Source organism: Burkholderia sp. Bp8963, assembly GCF_003854275.1.
Classification (GTDB): domain Bacteria; phylum Pseudomonadota; class Gammaproteobacteria; order Burkholderiales; family Burkholderiaceae; genus Burkholderia.
Genome location: NZ_QTQP01000007.1, coordinates 65,604 through 85,341, shown reverse-complemented (window position 1 = coordinate 85,341; position 19,738 = coordinate 65,604). Strand labels below are relative to the sequence as shown.

The 19,738-nt window shown below is 67.5% G+C and carries 20 protein-coding genes; 18 read left to right on the top strand and 2 right to left on the bottom strand.

The genetic code is table 11. From position 1 onward, the window contains the following. The first annotated feature begins 236 nt into the window (after positions 1-236). A complete protein-coding gene (locus DID96_RS08130) occupies positions 237-1,061 on the top strand; it encodes a Cof-type HAD-IIB family hydrolase (protein WP_124598847.1) in 825 nt (274 codons plus the stop codon). 100 nt (positions 1,062-1,161) lie between these two features. Here the strand turns inward: DID96_RS08130 and aqpZ are convergent, their stop codons facing one another. Continuing rightward, positions 1,162-1,905: an aquaporin Z gene (gene aqpZ, locus DID96_RS08125; RefSeq protein WP_124598846.1), complete on the bottom strand. Its 744-nt coding sequence runs from the start codon at positions 1,903-1,905 to the stop codon at positions 1,162-1,164. Positions 1,906-2,204: 299 nt separating this feature from the next. Here aqpZ and DID96_RS08120 point away from each other — a divergent pair, with 299 nt between their 5' ends. After that, positions 2,205-2,501: an H-NS histone family protein gene (locus DID96_RS08120; RefSeq protein ID WP_124598845.1), complete on the top strand. Its 297-nt coding sequence runs from the start codon at positions 2,205-2,207 to the stop codon at positions 2,499-2,501. A gap of 139 nt (positions 2,502-2,640) precedes the next feature. Here the strand turns inward: DID96_RS08120 and DID96_RS08115 are convergent, their stop codons facing one another. Continuing rightward, positions 2,641-3,705 carry a glycosyltransferase family 4 protein gene (locus DID96_RS08115; protein WP_124598844.1) on the bottom strand — a complete coding sequence of 355 codons (1,065 nt, stop codon included), beginning with the start codon at positions 3,703-3,705 and terminating at the stop codon, positions 2,641-2,643. 634 nt (positions 3,706-4,339) lie between these two features. Here DID96_RS08115 and flhD point away from each other — a divergent pair. From flhD to DID96_RS08035, 16 genes are all read left to right on the top strand, one after another. Next, a complete protein-coding gene (gene flhD, locus DID96_RS08110) occupies positions 4,340-4,660 on the top strand; it encodes a flagellar transcriptional regulator FlhD (RefSeq protein WP_124598843.1) in 321 nt (106 codons plus the stop codon). A gap of 96 nt (positions 4,661-4,756) precedes the next feature. Beyond that, entirely contained in the window at positions 4,757-5,311 is a 555-nt protein-coding gene (gene flhC, locus DID96_RS08105; RefSeq protein ID WP_124598842.1) for a flagellar transcriptional regulator FlhC, read from the top strand. A gap of 199 nt (positions 5,312-5,510) precedes the next feature. Further along, positions 5,511-6,371: a flagellar motor stator protein MotA gene (motA, locus tag DID96_RS08100; RefSeq protein ID WP_124598841.1), complete on the top strand. Its 861-nt coding sequence runs from the start codon at positions 5,511-5,513 to the stop codon at positions 6,369-6,371. Between the two features lie 13 nt (positions 6,372-6,384). Continuing rightward, the gene (gene motB / locus DID96_RS08095) at positions 6,385-7,407 is read left to right on the top strand and encodes a flagellar motor protein MotB (protein WP_124598840.1); all 1,023 of its coding nucleotides are present in this window, start codon (positions 6,385-6,387) and stop codon (positions 7,405-7,407) included. Positions 7,408-7,423: 16 nt separating this feature from the next. Beyond that, complete coding sequence (locus DID96_RS08090; protein WP_124598839.1) at positions 7,424-7,801, top strand: response regulator; 378 nt, start codon at positions 7,424-7,426, stop codon at positions 7,799-7,801. 33 nt (positions 7,802-7,834) lie between these two features. After that, positions 7,835-10,099, top strand: coding sequence for a chemotaxis protein CheA (cheA, locus tag DID96_RS08085; protein WP_124598838.1), 2,265 nt, complete (start codon positions 7,835-7,837; stop codon positions 10,097-10,099). Positions 10,100-10,147: 48 nt separating this feature from the next. Then, positions 10,148-10,663 carry a chemotaxis protein CheW gene (gene cheW, locus DID96_RS08080; RefSeq protein ID WP_124598837.1) on the top strand — a complete coding sequence of 172 codons (516 nt, stop codon included), beginning with the start codon at positions 10,148-10,150 and terminating at the stop codon, positions 10,661-10,663. Between the two features lie 58 nt (positions 10,664-10,721). Beyond that, positions 10,722-12,719 (top strand): methyl-accepting chemotaxis protein, encoded by a 1,998-nt coding sequence (locus DID96_RS08075; RefSeq protein ID WP_124598836.1) that lies wholly within the window; start codon positions 10,722-10,724, stop codon positions 12,717-12,719. A 3-nt stretch (positions 12,720-12,722) separates the two neighbouring features. Then, positions 12,723-13,730, top strand: coding sequence for a CheR family methyltransferase (locus DID96_RS08070; RefSeq protein ID WP_124598835.1), 1,008 nt, complete (start codon positions 12,723-12,725; stop codon positions 13,728-13,730). Then, on the top strand, positions 13,727-14,503 hold the full coding sequence (gene cheD / locus DID96_RS08065) for a chemoreceptor glutamine deamidase CheD (protein ID WP_124598834.1): 777 nt from the start codon (positions 13,727-13,729) through the stop codon (positions 14,501-14,503). Before DID96_RS08070 ends, cheD begins: the two co-directional genes overlap by 4 nt. Then, positions 14,500-15,594, top strand: coding sequence for a chemotaxis response regulator protein-glutamate methylesterase (locus tag DID96_RS08060; RefSeq protein WP_124598833.1), 1,095 nt, complete (start codon positions 14,500-14,502; stop codon positions 15,592-15,594). Before cheD ends, DID96_RS08060 begins: the two co-directional genes overlap by 4 nt. A 67-nt stretch (positions 15,595-15,661) precedes the next feature. Beyond that, positions 15,662-16,057, top strand: coding sequence for a chemotaxis response regulator CheY (cheY, locus tag DID96_RS08055; RefSeq protein ID WP_124598832.1), 396 nt, complete (start codon positions 15,662-15,664; stop codon positions 16,055-16,057). 1 nt (position 16,058) lies between these two features. Beyond that, on the top strand, positions 16,059-16,790 hold the full coding sequence (gene cheZ / locus DID96_RS08050; protein WP_124598831.1) for a protein phosphatase CheZ: 732 nt from the start codon (positions 16,059-16,061) through the stop codon (positions 16,788-16,790). A 250-nt stretch (positions 16,791-17,040) separates the two neighbouring features. Continuing rightward, on the top strand, positions 17,041-17,544 hold the full coding sequence (locus DID96_RS08045; RefSeq protein WP_124598830.1) for a DUF2844 domain-containing protein: 504 nt from the start codon (positions 17,041-17,043) through the stop codon (positions 17,542-17,544). 16 nt (positions 17,545-17,560) lie between these two features. Then, positions 17,561-18,811 carry a DUF3443 domain-containing protein gene (locus DID96_RS08040; protein WP_124598829.1) on the top strand — a complete coding sequence of 417 codons (1,251 nt, stop codon included), beginning with the start codon at positions 17,561-17,563 and terminating at the stop codon, positions 18,809-18,811. Between the two features lie 361 nt (positions 18,812-19,172). Beyond that, positions 19,173-19,553 carry a DUF805 domain-containing protein gene (locus DID96_RS08035; RefSeq protein WP_124598828.1) on the top strand — a complete coding sequence of 127 codons (381 nt, stop codon included), beginning with the start codon at positions 19,173-19,175 and terminating at the stop codon, positions 19,551-19,553. The last annotated feature ends 185 nt before the right edge of the window (positions 19,554-19,738 follow it).

Here is a 19,738-nt window from a genome sequence, read left to right as displayed (position 1 = left end):
GTGGCGCGGGTGGGTGCGGACGTGGCGCCAAAAGGGTGGGTTGGGGGTGGGATGGGGATGGGGATGGTTTGGCGGTGAGCTGGCGGGCGGATGCTGGTGCGTGGCCGGTGGGGCCCGATTAGCGCGGCCGTCCCACAAGCCCCGAACCTGACAACCGCCCGACGCGCCGCGGCGCGCGACGCTAGAATGGCGGTTCCGCAGAGCCATCCGCGCGCCATCGCGCCTGATCCCGTCCCATGTACAAAGTCATCGCCACCGATCTCGACGGCACGCTGCTGAACAGCAATCACCAGCTCGACCCGTACACGATCGAGACCGTCCGCCGTCTCGACCGCGACGGCCTGCAGTTCGTCATCGCGACAGGGCGCCACTACGCGGATGTCGCGGGCATCCGCGACGTGCTTGGCATCCGCCCGTACCTGATCACGTCGAACGGCGCGCGCGTGCATGCGCCGGACGATACGACGATCCACACGCAGGACATCGATCCCGAGATCGTCCGTTGCCTCGTGCAGCCGGAAGTCGCGGGCACGCACGGCCGCGTGATCGTCAACCTGTTCGCCGACCGCCACTGGCTGATCGACCGCGATGCGCCGCACCTGCTCGATTTCCACCAGGATTCGGGCTTCCGCTACGACGTGATCGACATGGCTGCGCATGCCGGAGCGGACATCGCGAAGGTGCTGTACATCGGCGATCCGGCGGACCTGGCGGGCGTCTCCGAACGGTTGCACACGCAATTTGGCGACCGGCTGTACGTCACGTACTCGCTGCCCGACTGTCTCGAAGTGATGGCGGCGAACGTGTCGAAAGGCCGTGCGCTGCGCTCGGTGCTCGGGCGGCTCGGCATCGAGCCCGGCCACTGCATCGCGTTCGGCGACAACATGAACGACATCGACCTGCTCGAAACCGCCGGTCACGCGTACATGATGAACAACGCGAATCCCGACCTGATCGCCCGCCTGCCGCACATCCCGCGGATCGGCAACAACTTCGACGCGGGCGTCGCGCGGCATCTGCGCACGCTGTTCGCGCTCGAGGACAGCGCCGTCGCGCGCTGAATGAAAAACGGGCGCCGACGGCGCCCGTTGAAACTGCCTGCCTCGCTTTTGTTCGACAGCGTGAGGCTCGCTGCTCCTGCTCGCTTGACCCCGTAACGTTTTATTCGCTTGTGCGAGCGGATGCCGACGGCAGCAGGCCGAGGGCGTCATCGTGCCCTGCGACCAGCGGATAGATGACCCCGGCGATCACCGCGCCGATCAGCGGCGCAAGCCAGAACAGCCAGAGCTGCCCGATCGCGTCGCCGCCGACGAACAGCGCCGGGCCGGTCGAGCGAGCCGGGTTCACCGACGTGTTCGTGACCGGGATCGAAATCAGGTGGATCAGCGTCAGGCACAGGCCGATCGCGATCGGCGCGAAGCCGGCCGGCGCACGCTTGTCGGTCGCGCCGAGGATCACGAACAGGAAGAACGCGGTCATCACGACTTCGCAGATGAACGCCGCGCCGAGTGCGTAGTGGCCGGGCGAGCGCTCGCCGAAGCCGTTCGTCGCGAAGCCGCTGCCGACCACGTCGAAGCCGGGCTTGCCGGTCGCGATCAGGTACAGCACGAATGCGCCGATCGTTGCGCCGACGACTTGCGCGACGATGTAGGGCACGAGGTCGCGCGCCGGGAAGCGGCCGGCGACCGTCAGGCCGACGCTCACCGCCGGATTCAGATGGCAGCCCGAAATATGGCCGATCGCGAATGCCATCGTCAGCACAGTCAGGCCGAACGCCAGCGCCACGCCGGCGAAACCGATGCCGAGACCCGGAAAGGCCGCCGCCAGCACGGCGCTGCCACACCCGCCTAGCACCAGCCAGAACGTGCCGAATACCTCTGCAGCAAGCCGATGTGAAAGATTCATGAAGCGATCCCGTAGGAAGTGGAGTAGAAGGCGGGCGGACGCATCTGGATATACACGGCCCCCGAAATTGGTCTGGATTATAGGAAATGAATCAGGGACGCGAGGGTCAACGATTGTTAAATTTCAATGCCTGCCGAACGCCTTTTATTAGAATAAGTCCGCATTCACGATATAGTCGTATTCGGCTAAAAATACGATCATTAATTCCAACGGATACGGTGGCAGTGCGGATTGCGTAACGGATGCTTTGTGTCTAGGCTGGAATTGCCAGGGCCGCATCATGAAACAGGGAGCAAAAAATGTCTCAATACGCGAAACTCAAGGCGCAGATCGCCGATTTGCAGGCTCAGGCCGATGAAGTGCGTCGTCAGGAAGTCGAAGCCGTGATCGCGGACGTCCAGCGGATGATCGCCGAATACGGATTAACCGCGCAGGATCTCGGGTTTGCCGAGCGCGCGCGGCGCGGGCGTCCGCCGAAAAAGGCGCCGCTGCCGGCGAAATACCGCGATCCGAAGTCGGGCGCCACCTGGAGTGGCCGCGGCAAGCCGCCGAATTGGATCGTCGGCAAAAACCGCGACCGTTTTCTGATCGAATAAGCGTTGGGTCAAAAGCGAAAGAGCCGCATCGACGATGCGGCTCTTTCGTGGCTCTTTCATGACTCTTTCGTATTACGCGCCGATTTCGGCGCGCTTTCGGCGGGGAATTTGCGGTCCGATTCCGCGCGAATTTCCGGCGTCAGCCGCCCGCGACCCGGCGCAATGCGGGCTGCTTCGTCGCCGCGCAAAGGTTTTCGTAGGTATCGACATAGCGTTGCGCCATCGCTTTCGCGGTGAAGCGGGTATCGAAACGCGCGCGGATCGCGTCGCGCGACAGGCTGTCGATCCGGTGCAGCGCGCCGACCGCGCCCTGCACGTCCTCGACGATGAAGCCCGTCACGCCGTCCTCGATCACTTCCGGCACCGAGCCGCGATTGAACGCGACGACCGGCGTGCCGCACGCCATCGCCTCGATCATCACGAGGCCGAACGGCTCGGGCCAGTCGATCGGGAACAGCAGCGCCTTTGCGCCGGACAGGAACGCGGGCTTCTGCGCCTCGTTGATCTCGCCGATGAACTCGACGTGCGCCTCGCCGAGCAGCGGCTCGATCACTTCCTTGAAATAGTCGGCGTCGGCCTTGTCGACCTTCGCGGCAATCTTGAGCGGCAGCCCGCTTTGCGCGGCGATCCGGATGGCGGTGTCGACGCGCTTCTCCGGGCAGATCCGGCCGAGGAACGCGAGGTATTCGGGCTTGACGTCCGGCTGCGGCGCGAGCAGCGTGGCGGGCAGCCCGTGATACACGGTGCCGGCCCACGCGGCCTGCGGCAGCGGCTTGCGCTGGTTGTTCGAGATCGACACGACGGGCGCGTCGGGGAACGCGTCGAACACCGGCTGCAGCTCGGGCAGGTCGAGCCGCCCGTGCAGTGTCGTCACGTACGGCGTGTCGAGGCGCGACATCAGCGGGAACGGCAGGTAGTCGAGGTGGAAGTGCAGCACGTCGTATTCGTGCGCGACGCGCGCCACCTGCTCGAGCAGGCGCATATGGGGCGCCATCGCATCGCGGATCGACGGATCGAGCCGCAGTGCGCGCGGCCAGGCGGCCTCGAGGCGCGCGGACGTGACCGAGTCGCCGCTGGCGAACAGCGTGACGTCGTGACCGAGCTCGACGAGCGCTTCGGTGAGGTAGGACACGACACGCTCGGTGCCGCCGTAGAGTTTCGGCGGGACGGCTTCGTAAAGCGGCGCGATCTGGGCAATACGCATCTGGCGATCTCCTGTGTCGATCGAAGTTGGCGCGTGGGCGCCGGCTCCAATCCCATACAAGCTTGCATGAGTGGCGGAACTCGCCGACGCACGCGTAACGCGGTGCGTGGCCGGGCATCAGGCGGGGGTGCCTGACGCCGGACGGCAAGCGGGAGGGCGGCCGGCACGCGTCGCGTCGCCGCCCATTGGAGTCCATTATCGGGATCGGCCTGCGGGGTTCGAGTGTTTTTTCAAACGCTTAAGGCTTGTTACACGCTGAAACGCGCGAAAAGCCCGATAAAAAGGGTGCGGTCACAAAAAACGCGATGACAGCGATGATTGTTGCGTGCGCATGAAAAACCACTATAATTTTTACCGATCAGCGCGCCGGCAGCCCCGTCTGTCGGCCTTTCGCGACATACAGTCGCGTCCCGCCCATTCCGCTTCCTTTCAAATTCCCTTGTCGGAAAAATTCCTACACCGTTTACAGACAATTCCTGCACGGCGCGCGCCACTTTGCCGATACCGGCGCAAATCCCGTTTGGCCAAAATCCCGGTGTAAGACTATAAACGTGCCGATTCCGCGAGCCGCAAGCCGCCTATTCGAGCAAACGTTTTCATAACATGAACGGCCAAGGCTCTTAACGGGGTAATCATGAGCGCTACCAGCGAAATGCTCGGTGAGATCAAAGAGGTAAACCTGTCGTACCTCCTGCTCGCGCAGCGCCTGCTGCGCGAGGACAAAGCGATGGGCATGTTCCGCATGGGAATATCCGAGGAACTGGCCGATGTGCTCGGCAACCTGACGCTCGCGCAGACCGTGAAGCTCGCGGCGTCGAACCAGATGCTGTGCCGCTTCCGTTTCGACGATCACGCGCTGCTGTCGTCGCTGGCCGACAAGGGCCGCAGCGCCGTCGTCTCGCACGCCCATTCGGCGATCCTGATGGCCGGCCAGCCGGTCGAAAGCATCCGCTGACCGTCCCGCCCCCGCGTTCGTCCCGGCGTGTCTGCGCCGGGTACCCGCGCGCGGGCGATTCCCATCGAAGCAATCCGAAGCGGACGGCTATTGAATATGGCAACCAAAAGCGTCGTGGTGGAGGTGAAGGAAATCACCCTCGCCATCGAACTGATCGAACTGGGCGCCCGGCTGCAGCTGCTGGAGGCGGAGACGAGCCTGTCGCGGGACCGTCTGATCAAGCTGTACAAGGAACTGAAGGGCGTGTCGCCGCCGAAGGGGATGCTGCCGTTCTCGACCGACTGGTTCATGACGTGGCAGCCGAACATCCATTCGTCGCTGTTCTACAACATCTACCGGTTCATGCAGGACCACGGCCGCTGCGAGCCGATCCAGTCGATCGTGAAGGCGTACCGGCTCTATCTGGAGCACGTGAACCTGTCCGGCGACGAGGCGGCATTGAGCCTCACGCGCGCGTGGACGCTCGTGCGCTTCTTCGATTCGGGGATGCTGCAGCTGACCCCGTGCACGCGCTGCGGCGGCCATTTCGTCGCGCATGCGCATGATCCGCATCAAGGTTTCGTCTGCGGCCTGTGCCAGCCGCCGTCGCGCGCCGGCAAGACCCGCAAGGCGGCCGCCGCGCAGGCCGGGCAGGCGGCGCTCGCCGTCTGAGCCCCGCCGGGCGGGGCCAGTGGCTGCACTCGCGGCTCACCTGGCGCCCGCGCCCCGGCGCCGCGAACGCGCATCATCGGCCGCGGATTGCTGGTAAACACGGCCCGAACGCCGCCGCGCGACCGCCAAAGTTTTCCTGCCGACTGCCGTAAACCACTTAACGGCGGTCTCCCCGCCGGTCACTCGTGAGGGACAGGCAGTGCTGATTATCGTGGGAACACTCGTGACGATTTTGTCCGTCTTCGGCGGTTATGCGCTGGCAGGCGGGCATCTGGGCGCATTGATCCAGCCGATCGAAATTCTGATGATCGTCGGCGCGGGTGTGGGTGCGTTCATCCTCGGTAACGGCATGAAGACCATCAAGGCGACCATGCGCGTGCTGCCGACGCTCTTCAAGGGTTCGAAATACACGAAGGACGTCTACATGGAGCTGATGGGGCTCCTGTACGTGCTGCTCGCGAAGGCCCGCAAGGAAGGCACGCTGACGCTCGAGGCCGACATCGACGATCCGGACAAGAGCCCGATCTTCACGCAGTACCCGAAGATCCTGGCCGATCGCCACATCGTCGAATTCCTGACCGATTACCTGCGGCTGATGGTCGGCGGCAACATGAACGCGTTCGAGATCGAAAGCCTGATGGACGAGGAAATCGAGACGCATCACGCGGAAGGCGAAGGCCCCGCGCACGCGCTGATGCGCGTCGGCGACGCGATGCCGGCGTTCGGGATCGTCGCGGCCGTGATGGGCGTCGTGCACACGATGGCGTCCGCCGACAAGCCGCCTGCGGTGCTCGGCGCGATGATTGCGCAGGCGCTGGTCGGCACGTTCCTCGGCATCCTGCTGTCGTACGGGCTGATCGGCCCGCTCGCGAGCCTCGCGGAGCAGCGCGTTGCCGAGTCGACGAAGATGTTCCAGTGCATCAAGGTGACGATCCTCGCGAGTCTGAACGGCTACGCGCCGGCGATCGCGGTCGAGTTCGGCCGCAAGGTGCTGTTCTCGACCGAGCGGCCGTCGTTCGCCGAGCTCGAAGAGCACGTGCGCCGCGTGAAGGCGAAGTGACGCGGAGCGCCCGATGAGCAAGAGCAAGGATCGCGCAATCGTCGTCAAGCGGGTGGCCCCGGCGAAGAAGGGCCACCACGGCGGCGCCTGGAAGCTCGCGTATGCGGACTTCATGACCGCGATGATGGCGTTCTTCCTGTTGATGTGGCTGCTGAGCTCGGTGACGCCGGTGCAGCTCAAGGGGATCGCCGAGTACTTCAACACGCCGCTGCAGGCCGCGCTGTTCGGCAGCGGCGACCGCAGCTCGCAGGATTCGAGCATCGTCAACGGCGGCGGGCGCGACATCTCGAGCGTCGACGCCGGCTCGACGCGCCGCACCGACGGCTCGACGAGCCTCGCGGACCGCGTCGCGAAAAAGAGCGAAGAGGACGCGCAGGCGCAGGCGCAAGGCGCGATCGAGCGCCGCGAGCAGGTGCGCCTGCACGACCTGCAGATCAAGCTGATGGCCGCGATCGAGGCGAACCCGACGCTGCGCCAGTTCAAGCAGCAGATCCGCATCGACTCGACGCTGATGGGGCTGCGCATCGAGATCGTCGATACCCAGAAGCGGCCGATGTTCGCGATGTCGAGCGACCACGTCGAGCCGTACATGCGCGACATCCTGCGCGAGATCGGCAAGACGCTGAACGACGTGCCGAACCGCATCATCGTCCAGGGCCACACCGACGCGGTGGCCTACGCGGGCGGCGAAGGCGGCTACAGCAACTGGGAGCTGTCGGCCGACCGCGCGAACGCGTCGCGCCGCGAGCTGATCACGGGCGGCATGGACGAGGCGAAAGTGCTGCGCGTGCTCGGTCTCGCATCGACACAGAACCTGAACAAGGCCGATCCGCTCGATCCGGAGAACCGCCGGATCAGCGTGATCGTGCTGAATCGCAAATCCGAAGAGGCGCTGATGCGCGACGACGCGACGACCACCACGCTGTCGGCCGACGCCGCGGGCTCGAAGCAGCTCGCGCAGCAGCTCGCCCCCCCGGCGACGGCAGGCGTGCGACCGGCGCTGGCCGGCGCCGCCGCGTCCGCGCCGCGACATTGAGGCTCCCGAGACAGACATGATCCGAACCATTCTTGCCATCGACGACTCCGCGACCATGCGCGCGCTCCTGCAGGCGACGCTTGCGCAGGCCGGCTACGACGTGACGGTTGCGCCGGACGGCGAAGCCGGCTTCGACATGGCGGCCGCCGTTGCGTACGACCTCGTGCTGACCGACCAGAACATGCCGCGCAAGAGCGGCCTCGAGGTGATCGCGGCGCTGCGCGCGCTCACCGCGTATGCGGACACGCCGATCCTCGTGCTGACGACCGAGGGCAGCGACGCATTCAAGGCCGCCGCGCGCGATGCGGGCGCAACGGGCTGGATCGAGAAGCCGATCGACCCGGCGGTGCTGGTCGAGCTGGTCGCGTCGCTGTCCACGCCGGCCGAATCCTGACATGAACGCGACGACCTTATCCGGTGACCCGGCATGACTCTCGACATTACTCAGTTCTACCAGACGTTTTTCGACGAGGCGGACGAGCTGCTTGCGCAGATGGAGCAGCTGCTGCTGAACCTCGACGTCGATGCGCCCGATCCCGAGGATCTGGCCGCGATCTTCCGCGCCGCGCATTCGATCAAGGGCGGCGCGGCGACGTTCGGCTTTTCGGCGCTCACCGACACGACGCACATTCTCGAATCGCTGCTCGACCGCGCGCGCAATCACGAGCTGACGCTGACGAAGGAGATGGTCGACGCGTTCCTGGAAACCAAGGACGTGCTGTCCGACCAGCTCGCCGACTATCGCGCGAGCGCGGAACCCGATGCGGCGTCCGCCGCGGCGATCTGCGCGAAGCTCGAGCGGCTGAAGGCCGCGAGCGGTGAGCCGGCGGCCGCGGCACCAACCGCACCTGCGGCACCTGCAGCACCCGCTGCAAGCGCGCCGGCTGTTGCATCGACCGACGCGAGCGTGCCGGACCACGTCGTCGAGCAGGCGTTCGAGGCCGCGCATCCGGTCGCCGCACCGTTGGCCGCTGCGTCGGCCGCTGCCCCGGCCGACGCAGCCGGCGGTCCGCACCTGAAGATCACGCTGACCGGCGTCGACGCGAAGGACCAGGCGCTCCTCACCGAGGAGCTCGGCAACCTCGGCCGGATCGTCGGCCGCGAGGAGACGGGCGGCGCGCTGACGCTGTGGCTCGACTCCGACGTACCGTCCGACGACATCGTCGCGGTGTGCTGCTTCGTGATCGACGAAAGCCAGATCGCGGTCGGCCACGGTACCGCGCCTGCCGCGCCGGCGGACGCCGCCGCGGCCGAGGCCGGGATCCACGCCGCACAACCGGCCGTGCAACCCGCCGCACAACCCGCCGCCGTGCAACCGGCCGCCGCGCCCACGCCCGCACTGCAGCCCGCCGACCCCGCGCCGGCCGCGCAGCAGCCGGCGCCGGCTCCGCAGGCACCGGCATCGGCCGCTGCGCCGGAGCACCCGGCGGCGGCCCAGCCGCACCACGACGACAAGCGCGCGCGCCCGGCGGCGGCCGCATCGGGCGGCGAGGGCAGCTCGATCCGCGTCGGCGTCGAGAAGGTCGACCAGCTGATCAACCTCGTCGGCGAGCTCGTGATCACGCAGGCGATGCTCGCGGAAACGGCGAGCGCGTTCGACCCGGCGCTGCACGACCGCCTGTTCAACGGGATGGCGCAGCTCGAACGCAACGCGCGCGACCTGCAGGAAGCGGTGATGTCGATCCGGATGATGCCGATGGATTACGTGTTCAGCCGCTTCCCGCGGCTCGTGCGCGATCTCGCCGGCAAGCTCGGCAAGCAGGTCGAGCTCGTCACGTTCGGCCAGGCGACCGAACTCGACAAGAGCCTGATCGAGCGGATCATCGATCCGCTCACCCACCTCGTGCGCAACAGCCTCGACCACGGGATCGAGACCGTCGACAAGCGCCGCGCGGCCGGCAAGGACGCGGTCGGCCAGCTCGTGCTGTCGGCCGCGCATCACGGCGGCAACATCGTGATCGAGGTCAGCGACGACGGTGGCGGCCTGAACCGCGAGCGGATCCTCGCGAAGGCCGCGAAGCAGGGCATGCAGGTGTCCGACAACATCAGCGACGACGAAGTCTGGCAGCTGATCTTCGCGCCGGGCTTCTCGACCGCCGAGACGGTGACCGACGTGTCGGGCCGCGGCGTCGGGATGGACGTCGTGAAGCGCAACATCCAGTCGATGGGCGGCCATGTCGAGATTTCGTCGCAGGCGGGCCGCGGCACGACGACGCGCATCGTGCTGCCGCTCACGCTCGCGATCCTCGACGGGATGTCGGTGAAGGTCGGCGGCGAGATCTTCATCCTGCCGCTGAACTTCGTGATGGAGTCGCTGCAGCCGTCGGCCGACGACATCTACACGGTCGGCAACGGCGAGCGCGTGGTGCGCGTGCGCGGCGAATACCTGCCGCTCGTCGCGCTGCACGAGGTGTTCTCGGTGGACGACGCGCGCACCGACCCGACCCAGGGGATCGTCACGATCATGGAAACCGAGGGGCGCCGCTTCGCGATGCTGATCGACGAGCTGGTCGGCCAGCAGCAGGTGGTCGTGAAGAACCTCGAAACGAATTACCGCAAGGTGCACGGCATCTCGGCGGCGACGATCCTCGGCGACGGCAGCGTCGCGCTGATCGTCGACGTCGCGGCGCTGAACCGCGAAACCCGTGCGACGCACGGCGCCAGTCCGGGCGCCGCGCTCGCGATGTTCTGACTCTCGCCATTCAACCGATTGGGGGCAAACGTGTCTGCTGAAGTCCAAATGATCAATCCGGCCGCGGCGAATGCGGCCACGAGCCGCCGCGACGCGGAGCATGGCGACGCGACGGGTCAGGAATTCCTCGTGTTCACGCTCGGCGACGAGGAATACGGGATCGACATCCTGAAGGTGCAGGAAATCCGCGGCTACGACAGCGTCACGCGCATCGCGAACGCGCCCGACTTCATCAAGGGCGTGATCAACCTGCGCGGGATCATCGTGCCGATCGTCGACATGCGGATCAAGTTCCATCTCGGCCGCGTCGAGTACGACCACCAGACCGTCGTGATCATCCTGAACGTCGCGCACCGCGTGGTCGGGATGGTGGTCGACGGCGTGTCTGACGTGCTGACGCTGTCGACCGACCAGATCATGCCCGCGCCGGAATTCGGCGCGACGCTGACGACCGAGTACCTGACGGGGCTCGGCACGGTCGACGGCCGGATGCTGATCCTGATGGACATCGAGAAGCTGATGTCGAGCCGGGAAATGGCGCTGATCGAGACGCTCGGCGCATAAGGAAAGTGCGGGACGGTGCGCGCGCATGGCGCGCGCAAGAATCACGGGAGAATCTGCGATGCTGCAAAACTGGTCGATCCGAACGACGCTCACGGCGGTCGGACTCATTTTCGCTTGTCTCGCCGCGGCGGTCGGCGGACTCGGCCTGTTCGCGCTGAATCACGCGGGCCGTTCGCTCGACGCGATTGCGCACGTCGAACTGCCCGCGATCCACGCGCTCGACGACACGTCGACGTCCCTGCTGCGCTCGCGCGTGGCGCTCGACCGCTTTCGCACGCTGACCGAGGCCGGCAACGTCGACGACGCGCGCAAGGTGCTCGATCGCGCACAGGAGCTGTACGCGAAGTCGACGCAGAACTGGCAGGCGTTCCAGGCGATCCCGAAGGACGACGTGGATGCCGCGCTCGTCGACGAGCTGAACGCGCGCTACACGACGATCATCAAGGAAGGCGTCGAGCCGGAGTTCGCGGCCGCGCGCGCGGGCGACCTGGCCGCCTATCACGCGATCGCCGACACGAAGATCAGCCCGATGTTCGTCGCCTACGACCAGGCTGCGGCGGCGGTCGTCGGCATGCTGCAGCAGCGCGCCGAAGCGCGCCATGATGCGACGCAGTCGCGCATCTCGGTGATGATCACGCTGATCGCCGCGGGCATCGCGCTGTCGGCCGTGCTCGTCGTCGGGATCCGCTTCGCGCTGCGCGGGCTGATCGTCCAGCCGCTCCGGGAGGCGGTCGCGCACTTCGAGCGCATCGCGGCGGGCGATCTCACTACGCCGGTCGAGGTCGTCGGCCAGAACGAGATCGGCCGCCTGTTCGCCGGCATCAACGCGATGCAGCAAGCGGTCACAACGATGGTGCAGGCGATGCATCGCGGCACCGAGTCGATCGACGTCGGCGCGCGCGAGATCGCGACCGGCAACATCGACCTGTCGCAGCGCACCGAGCAGCAGGCCGCGTCGCTGCAGGAAACCGCGTCGAGCATGGAGCAGCTGACGGGCACCGTACGGCAGAACGCCGAGAACGCGCGGCAGGCGAGCCAGCTCGCGGTCAATGCGTCGGACATCGCGACCCAGGGCGGCGAGGTGGTCGGCGAGGTGGTCGCGACGATGCAGGACATCGCAACGAGTTCCGGCAAGGTCGTCGACATCATCGGCACGATCGAGGGCATCGCGTTCCAGACCAACATCCTCGCGCTGAACGCGGCCGTCGAGGCGGCGCGCGCGGGCGAGCAGGGCCGCGGCTTCGCGGTGGTCGCCGGTGAAGTGCGATCGCTCGCGCAGCGCAGCGCGGCGGCCGCGAAGGAAATCAAGCAGCTGATCGGCGATTCGGCCGACAAGGTGCAGAGCGGTTCGGCGCTCGTGTCGCGCGCCGGCTCGACGATGGACGAGATCGTGCAGGCCGTGCGCCGCGTGACCGACATCATGGGCGAGATCAGCGCCGCGTCGGATGAGCAGTCGACCGGCATCGAGCAGGTCAATCGCGCGGTCGGCCAGATGGATGCCGTCACGCAGCAGAACGCGGCGCTCGTCGAGCAGGCGGCGGCCGCGGCCGCGTCGCTCGAGGAGCAGACCCGCCAGATGAAGGCGATCGTGTCCGGCTGGCGCGTCGTCGGCGGCATCGCGCATGCGGCCGCGCCCGCGCCCGCGCCTGCGAAGCTCGCGCATGGTGCCGCGCGTCCGGCGCCGCAGCCGAATGCGCTGCCGGCGCCGCCGCCGGCGAAGCGCGCGGCAGCCGTCGCAATCGAATCGAAGAGCGCGGCCGAAGGCGCGTCGCGCAGTGTGGCTGACAACCGCGCGCGCGCGTCGAAGGACGCGGGCCAGGTGGGCCATTCGGGCAACACGGGCCAGATGGGTAATTCGGGCCACTCGGGCCACACGGGCCATTCAGCGCCGGCCGCGAGCGGCTACGCGCCGCGTCTCGCGAAGTCTGCCGGCGGCGATGCCGCGAAGCCGGCCGCGCCGGCGGCGAAGCCTGCGCTCGTGCGGCCCGCGCTGTCCGGCGAGAAGCCGGCGCTCGCCGCGGCCGGTACGTCCGACGACGATTGGGAGACCTTCTGAGCCATGCTGTCCGCGCGCGCCCCGCTTCATGCCGAATCGCAGGAACCTTCGCAACGCCCGGGTGAGCCTGGGCGCGACTTCGCGTTCACGGCGGCCGACTTCGCGCGCATCCGTGCGCTGATCCATCAGCGCGCGGGGATCTCGCTGTCCGAGCACAAGCGCGACATGGCGTACAGCCGGCTCGCGCGCCGGCTGCGCGCGCGCGGGCTCGACGCGTTCCGCGACTACCTCGACCTGCTCGAGCGCGACGACGATCCGGTCGAGTGGGAAGCGTTCACCAACGCGCTGACGACGAACCTCACCGCGTTCTTTCGCGAGTCGCACCATTTCCCGATCCTCGCGGAGTTCGTGAAGCGCCGCGCCGCGCCGGTGTCGGTGTGGTGCTCGGCCGCGTCGACCGGCGAGGAGCCGTACTCGATCGCGATCACGCTGATCGAGGCGCTCGGCGAGTCGGCGGCGCGCGGCGCGTCGATCCTCGCGACCGACCTCGACACGCAGGTGCTCGCGAAGGCCGAGGCCGGCATCTACACGTACGACCAGGTCAAACACCTGTCGCCGGAGCGGCTGAAGCGCTTCTTCCTGAAGGGCACGGGCTCGCAGGCGGGGCGCGTGAAGGTGCGCCCCGAGCTGCGCGCGATGATCCGCTTCGAGCAGCTCAACCTGACCGACGCCGATTACCGGATCGCGCAGCCGTTCGACGCGATCTTCTGCCGCAACGTGATGATCTACTTCGACAAGCCGACGCAGGGGCAGGTGCTCGCGCGCTTCGAGCCGCTCGTGAAGCCGGGCGGCCTGCTGTTCGCCGGCCATTCGGAGAACTTCACGTACGTGACGCAGGCGTTCCGGCTGCGCGGCCAGACGGTCTACGAACTGACGCGCACCGCGAAGGACGCGCCCCACGGCCACCCCGGCGCACCCGCCGCGCGCGGGCTGCCGGCGGGCGCCGCCGTGGCCGCGGCCGGCACGCGCGTGCGCGCCGCGGCCACGGCCGCCACCGGGGAACGCCGATGAGCGCGCTGCCGATCGCGACCAACCATTACTTCGACAGCCACTTCGGCCGCCCGGGCGTGAAGCTGCTGCCGAACGAGTTCTACACGACGGCCGACGACATGGTGCTGATGACCGTGCTCGGCTCGTGCGTGGCCGCATGCCTGCACGATCCGTTCGCGGGCATCGGCGGGATGAACCACTTCATGTTGCCCGACGACGGCACGGACCCGGGCGCGGCCGCGTCGGAATCGATGCGCTACGGCGCATACGCGATGGAAGTGCTGATCAACGAGCTGATCAAGGCGGGCGGCCGCCGCGAGCGCTTCGAGGCGAAGGTGTTCGGCGGCGCGGCGGTGCTCGCGGGCATGACGACGATCAACATCGGCGACCGCAATTCGGATTTCGTGCGCCGCTACCTCGCGCTCGAGCGCATCCGCATCACCGCGGAAGACCTGCAGGGCGTGCATCCGCGCAAGGTCGCGTTCATGCCGCATACGGGGCGCGCGATGGTGAAGAAGCTGCGGCTGCAGGTGGCGGGCGTTACCGAGCGCGAAGCCGCGCTCGCGCACGAGGCCGACGCCGTCCGCGCCGCGCGCGCGCGGGCGCACGTCGAGCTGTTCGCCGCACCGGCGCAGCGGCCGGCCGCGCGGCCGCGCATCGAGCTGTTCGGCGGGCGCGGCACGGCGGCGGCCAGGCCGTCCGCCGGAGGCCCGTGCGCCGGGAGCCCGTCCGCCGGCAGCCCATACACGGGCAGCCCGTACGCCCAGACGGTATCGAAAAAGCAGGAGGCATGAACGCAGTGCAGAAGATCAAAGTATTGTGCGTCGACGATTCGGCGCTGATTCGCAGCCTGATGACGGAGATCATCAACGCCCAGCCCGACATGCAGGTGTGCGCGACCGCGCCCGATCCGCTCGTCGCGCGCGAGCTCATCAAGCAGCACAACCCCGACGTGCTGACGCTCGACGTCGAAATGCCGCGCATGGACGGGCTCGACTTCCTCGAGAAGCTGATGCGCCTGCGGCCGATGCCGGTCGTGATGGTGTCGTCGCTGACCGAGCGCGGCTCGGAGATCACGCTGCGCGCGCTCGAGCTCGGCGCGGTCGATTTCGTGACGAAGCCGCGCGTCGGCATCCGCGACGGGATGCTCGACTACGCGGAGAAGCTCGCCGACAAGATCCGCGCGGCGTCGCGCGCCCGCGTGTGGCAGGCGCCGCAGCCGCAGGCCGCCGCCGCTCGTGCGGCAGGCAGCCACGCGGCCGCGCCGCTCGTCAACAACCCGCTCGTCAGTACCGAGAAGCTGATCATCATCGGCGCGTCGACGGGCGGCACCGAGGCGATCCGCGAGGTGCTGACGCCGCTGCCGCCCGATGCGCCGGCCGTGCTGATCGCGCAGCACATGCCGCCCGGCTTCACGAAGTCGTTCGCGCAGCGCCTGAACGGGCTGTGCCGGATCGCGGTGAAGGAGGCCGAGCACGGCGAGCGCGTGCTGCCGGGCCACGCGTACATCGCGCCGGGCCACGCGCACCTGCTGCTCGCGCGCAGCGGCGCGAACTACATCGCGCAGCTGTCGGACGAGCCGCCCGTGAACCGGCACCGCCCGTCGGTCGACGTGCTGTTCCGCTCGGCGGCGACGCATGCGGGCAAGAACGCGATCGGCGTGATCCTGACCGGCATGGGCCGCGACGGCGCGGCCGGCCTGCTGGAAATGAAGCGCGCGGGCGCCCACACGTTCGCGCAGGACGAGGCGAGCTGCATCGTGTTCGGGATGCCGCGCGAAGCGATCGCGCTCGGCGGCGCGGACGAGGTCGCGCCGCTCGCCGAGATGAGCCGCCGCGTGATGGGGCGGCTGGCCACGATGGGCGACCGCGTGCAGCGCGTTTAAATTTGCATTACGCAATACGCGTGCGACGATACGCGTTTTGCGCAAACGAATCTGGAAAGGAACGAAGATGGACAAGAGCATGAAAATCCTGGTGGTGGACGATTTCCCGACGATGCGCCGGATCGTCCGCAACCTGCTCAAGGAGCTGGGCTACTCGAACGTCGACGAGGCGGAAGACGGCGCGGCGGGCCTCGCGCGGCTGCGCAGCGGCGCCTACGAGTTCGTGATCTCCGACTGGAACATGCCGAACCTCGACGGCCTCGCGATGCTGAAGGAAATCCGCGCGGACGCGACGCTCGCGCACCTGCCGGTGCTGATGGTGACCGCCGAGTCGAAGAAGGAAAACATCATCGCGGCCGCGCAGGCGGGCGCGAGCGGTTACGTCGTGAAGCCGTTCACGGCCGCGACGCTCGACGAGAAGCTGAACAAGATCCTCGACAAGATGGCGAAGACCGGGAGCTGACGTGAACGAGCCGATCCATGCGGCGCTGGCCGGCGCGGGGTTCTCCGTCGACAGCCACGCCGAAGGCGCCGATGCGAGCGACCGGATCCTCGCGCGCATCGGCCAGCTGACGCGCACGCTGCGCGATTCGATGCGCGAGCTCGGGCTCGACAAGCACGTCGAGCGTGCGGCGGAAGTGGTGCCGGACGCGCGTGACCGGCTGCGCTACGTCGTGGCGATGACCGAGCAGGCGGCCGAGCGCGTGCTGACCGCGATCGAGATCGCCAAGCCCGTGCAGGAGCGCGTGCAGAACGAGGCCGAGGTGCTTGACGCGCGCTGGACGCAGTGGTACGCGGCGCCGATCGAGCGCGCGGAAGTTCGCGAGCTGATGGACGACACGCGGGCGTTCCTGCGCGCGCTGCCGGATGCGACGTCCGCAACCAACGCACAGCTCCTCGAGATCATGCTCGCGCAGGATTTCCAGGATCTGACCGGGCAGGTGATCAAGAAGATCATGGACATGGTCTACCTGATCGAGCAGCAACTGCTCACCGTGCTCGTCGAGAACATCGCGCCCGAGCGCCGCGAGCAGTTCGCGGCGACTGCGGCAGCGCTCGCGGCCGAGCAGACCATGAGCAGCACCGGCAGCCCCGAAGCGCTGCTGAACGGGCCGCAGATCAATCCGGAGGGCAAGGCCGACGTCGTCCAGGACCAGGCGCAGGTCGACGACCTGCTCGCGAGCCTGGGGTTCTGACGGGGGCGCACTTAGGGTTTCCTCCGCAACGTTCCCCGGGAAGCCCGCGCGGCGGGGCTTCCCGCCGGTCGGCGCTACGCGTGTGCTTTGTCCCTGTTGACACTTGGAAACACTCCGCAGGCATACTACGCTTCAGCAATACCAGTTCAGCGGCATCGGAACGACGTCCTTTTGTCTGTCATAAGACTGAGCCGCGGCGCCGGTCACACCATCGGTGCCGCCAATAACGAGGCAAGTCCTGGGGGGGAACGTGAAGCTGAAACGTCTGGGCTGTGCCGCCGCGTCCGCGGCGGCGTTGATGAGCGTGCTGTGGAGTGTGCACGCACACGCGGAACTGGGCGGCGCGCCGATGTCGCCGCCGTCCGACGACCATGCGGCCACCGTGCGCGCGCTGCAGCGCGCGATGCGCTCGGCCGATGGCGCGTCGGCCAGCGCGGCGGCCTACACCGTCCGCGAAATCACGCTCGGGTCGGGCACCGTGATCCGTGAATACATGTCCTCCGCCGGCACCGTGTTCGGTGTCGCATGGCAAGGGCCGACGATGCCGGATCTCGCATCGCTGTTCGGCAATTATTTCCCGCAATACACCGCTGGCGTCGACGCGGCGCACAAGGCGCGCGGCTGGCGCGCGCCCGTGTCCGTCGATACGAGCGGCCTCGTGATCCGGACGGGCGGCCACATGGGCGCGTTCTCCGGACAGGCGTGGCTGCCGCAGGCGCTGCCCGCCGGTTTCACCGGCAACGACATCCAGTGACAGCGGGAGACCGATCTTGCGTATTCCTCATACTCTCATTCGCTGGCTCGGCGCGCTGAGCCTGGCGGTCGCGACTGCCGCGCTGGTCACCGCGTGTGGCGGCGGCGACGGCGGTTCCTCGGGCGGCGGCAACGGCGGCGGTGGCGGCAGCGGCGGCACGCCCGTCGCCGCGAACACCGCGGTGATCACCGTGAGCCAGGGTGTCGCCAACGTGATCAACATCCCGACCGTCAGCGTGACGGTCTGCGCACCCGGCACGTCGAACTGCCAGGTCGTCGACAACGTGCTCGTCGATACCGCGTCGTACGGGCTGCGGCTCGTCAGCAGCGCAGTGTCGGGCGTGCTCGGCAACCTGCCCGTGACGACCGGGGCCGGCGGCGCGCCGCTCGCCGAGTGCGGCAAGTTCGTGTCGAGCTATACCTGGGGCTCCGTGCGCACCGTCGACCTGAAGGTGAGCGGCGAAACCGCGAGTTCGCTGCAGGTGCAGATCATCGGCGACCTCGGCACGACGAACGTCCCGACCTCGTGCACGAACGGCGGCACGTCGGCCAATTCCGCGAGCGCGCTCGGCGCGAACGGCATCCTCGGCATCGGGCCCGCGCCGCTGGATTGCGGCACGAACTGCGCGACGTCGATGTCGTCGGTGAACAACAACTACTACGCGTGCCCGAACGGCAACTCGACCTGCGCGGTGACGCTCGTGCCGATCGCGCAGCAGGTGGCCAATCCGGTCCAGCATTTTGCGAGCGACAACAATGGCGTGATCGTGCAGATGCCGCAGATCTCGAGCAACGGCCAGGGCAGTGCGACGGGCCTGCTGACGTTCGGCATCGGCACGCAGTCGAACAATGCGTTCGCGGCCACGACCAAGCTGACGTCCACGACGACAGGCGACCTCCAGAACTCGACGTTCCTCGGCCGCACCGTCACCGCGTTCTTCGACACGGGCTCGAACGCATACTTCTTCAACGACTCCGCGCAGACGGTGTGCTCGCGCAATACGCAGTTCTATTGCCCGGCGTCGACGACCACCTACACGGCGACGCTCGTGGGCCAGAACGGCACGGCGAGCAACATCTCGATGCCGGTCGGCAACGCGGACTCGCTGTTCTCGAACACGTCGACTTTCGCGTTCAACGACATCGCCGGCCCGTTCGGCTCGACGGCCTGGCTCGATGTCGGGCTGCCGCACTTCTACGGCAAGACGATCTACTTCGGGATGGACCTCACGTCGAGCGGCGGCGCGGCACCTTACGTCGCGTACTGACGCGCGGCGACGCAGCGGCATGATGAGGGGGCGAGCATTCGCCTCCTTTTTTTCGACCGAATGGCGGAAGCGAGCGATTATCGCGGCGATATTCTCGCGTCAGCCAATATCCGTTATCCGATTATTTCCGGCTGCAGGTTTTGTCAGTTTGTTGCAATTCTTCAAATCGAATCGGCGTGAAGCCGGCAATCGTCACGCTGGTGACGCATGCGATCGACATCGGGAAGGGCCGCTCTCCGAGCGTGAATCCGCTATCGCGCGCCGGCTGAAAAGCGATTGAGCGTCATGAAATTCCACCTATAATTCACGCGTTGTTTCCGGGGTAGTTGATAAACGTCGATAAAAACATGAGGGCAATAAAATGAATTTCACGGAAGCCGTTCGTTCGGTATTCAATCAATATGCGACGTTCGAAGGCCGCGCGCGCCGTGCGGAATACTGGTATTTCGCGCTGCTCACGTCGCTCGTGTCGATCGCGTGCCAGGTGATCGCGGCAGTCGCGCGCGAAGCGTCGTCGGTCGCGCTGCTGCTGGCGATCGTCGCGCTGCTGGCGTCGCTTGCGCTGCTCGTGCCGAGCCTCGCGGTAACCGTGCGCCGGCTGCACGATACCGGCCGCTCGGGCTGGTTCCTGCTGATCGCGTTCATTCCGCTCATCGGCGGGATCATCCTGCTCGTCTGGATGTGCGCGCGCGGCAACGCAGGCCCGAACCGCTTCGGCCCCGACCCGATCCCCGTGGCTTGAGCGCGGTCTGAGCGAGGCCTGAGCGACACCTGAGCGACACCTGAGCGGGGCGCCGTGCCGGGGTGCATGGCGTCTCGCCGCGCCCGCCACCGCGCCCCCATCCCCGTGCCATCCCCGTCCCATCCCCGCCGCCCGCCCCGCGCGATCCCCATCCGGGGCACCCGTTCCCGCCTGCATCCGATTCC

What these genes read in the sequence shown, in the direction of transcription:
- DID96_RS08130 (WP_124598847.1), top strand. Translation starts at nt 237, where the DNA reads ATGTACAAAGTCATCGCCACCGATCTCGACGGCACGCTGCTGAACAGC.
- aqpZ (WP_124598846.1), bottom strand. Translation starts at nt 1,905, where the DNA reads ATGAATCTTTCACATCGGCTTGCTGCAGAGGTATTCGGCACGTTCTGG.
- DID96_RS08120 (WP_124598845.1), top strand. Translation starts at nt 2,205, where the DNA reads ATGTCTCAATACGCGAAACTCAAGGCGCAGATCGCCGATTTGCAGGCT.
- DID96_RS08115 (WP_124598844.1), bottom strand. Translation starts at nt 3,705, where the DNA reads ATGCGTATTGCCCAGATCGCGCCGCTTTACGAAGCCGTCCCGCCGAAA.
- flhD (WP_124598843.1), top strand. Translation starts at nt 4,340, where the DNA reads ATGAGCGCTACCAGCGAAATGCTCGGTGAGATCAAAGAGGTAAACCTG.
- flhC (WP_124598842.1), top strand. Translation starts at nt 4,757, where the DNA reads ATGGCAACCAAAAGCGTCGTGGTGGAGGTGAAGGAAATCACCCTCGCC.
- motB (WP_124598840.1), top strand. Translation starts at nt 6,385, where the DNA reads ATGAGCAAGAGCAAGGATCGCGCAATCGTCGTCAAGCGGGTGGCCCCG.
- DID96_RS08090 (WP_124598839.1), top strand. Translation starts at nt 7,424, where the DNA reads ATGATCCGAACCATTCTTGCCATCGACGACTCCGCGACCATGCGCGCG.
- cheA (WP_124598838.1), top strand. Translation starts at nt 7,835, where the DNA reads ATGACTCTCGACATTACTCAGTTCTACCAGACGTTTTTCGACGAGGCG.
- cheW (WP_124598837.1), top strand. Translation starts at nt 10,148, where the DNA reads ATGATCAATCCGGCCGCGGCGAATGCGGCCACGAGCCGCCGCGACGCG.
- DID96_RS08075 (WP_124598836.1), top strand. Translation starts at nt 10,722, where the DNA reads ATGCTGCAAAACTGGTCGATCCGAACGACGCTCACGGCGGTCGGACTC.
- DID96_RS08070 (WP_124598835.1), top strand. Translation starts at nt 12,723, where the DNA reads ATGCTGTCCGCGCGCGCCCCGCTTCATGCCGAATCGCAGGAACCTTCG.
- cheD (WP_124598834.1), top strand. Translation starts at nt 13,727, where the DNA reads ATGAGCGCGCTGCCGATCGCGACCAACCATTACTTCGACAGCCACTTC.
- DID96_RS08060 (WP_124598833.1), top strand. Translation starts at nt 14,500, where the DNA reads ATGAACGCAGTGCAGAAGATCAAAGTATTGTGCGTCGACGATTCGGCG.
- cheY (WP_124598832.1), top strand. Translation starts at nt 15,662, where the DNA reads ATGGACAAGAGCATGAAAATCCTGGTGGTGGACGATTTCCCGACGATG.
- DID96_RS08035 (WP_124598828.1), top strand. Translation starts at nt 19,173, where the DNA reads ATGAATTTCACGGAAGCCGTTCGTTCGGTATTCAATCAATATGCGACG.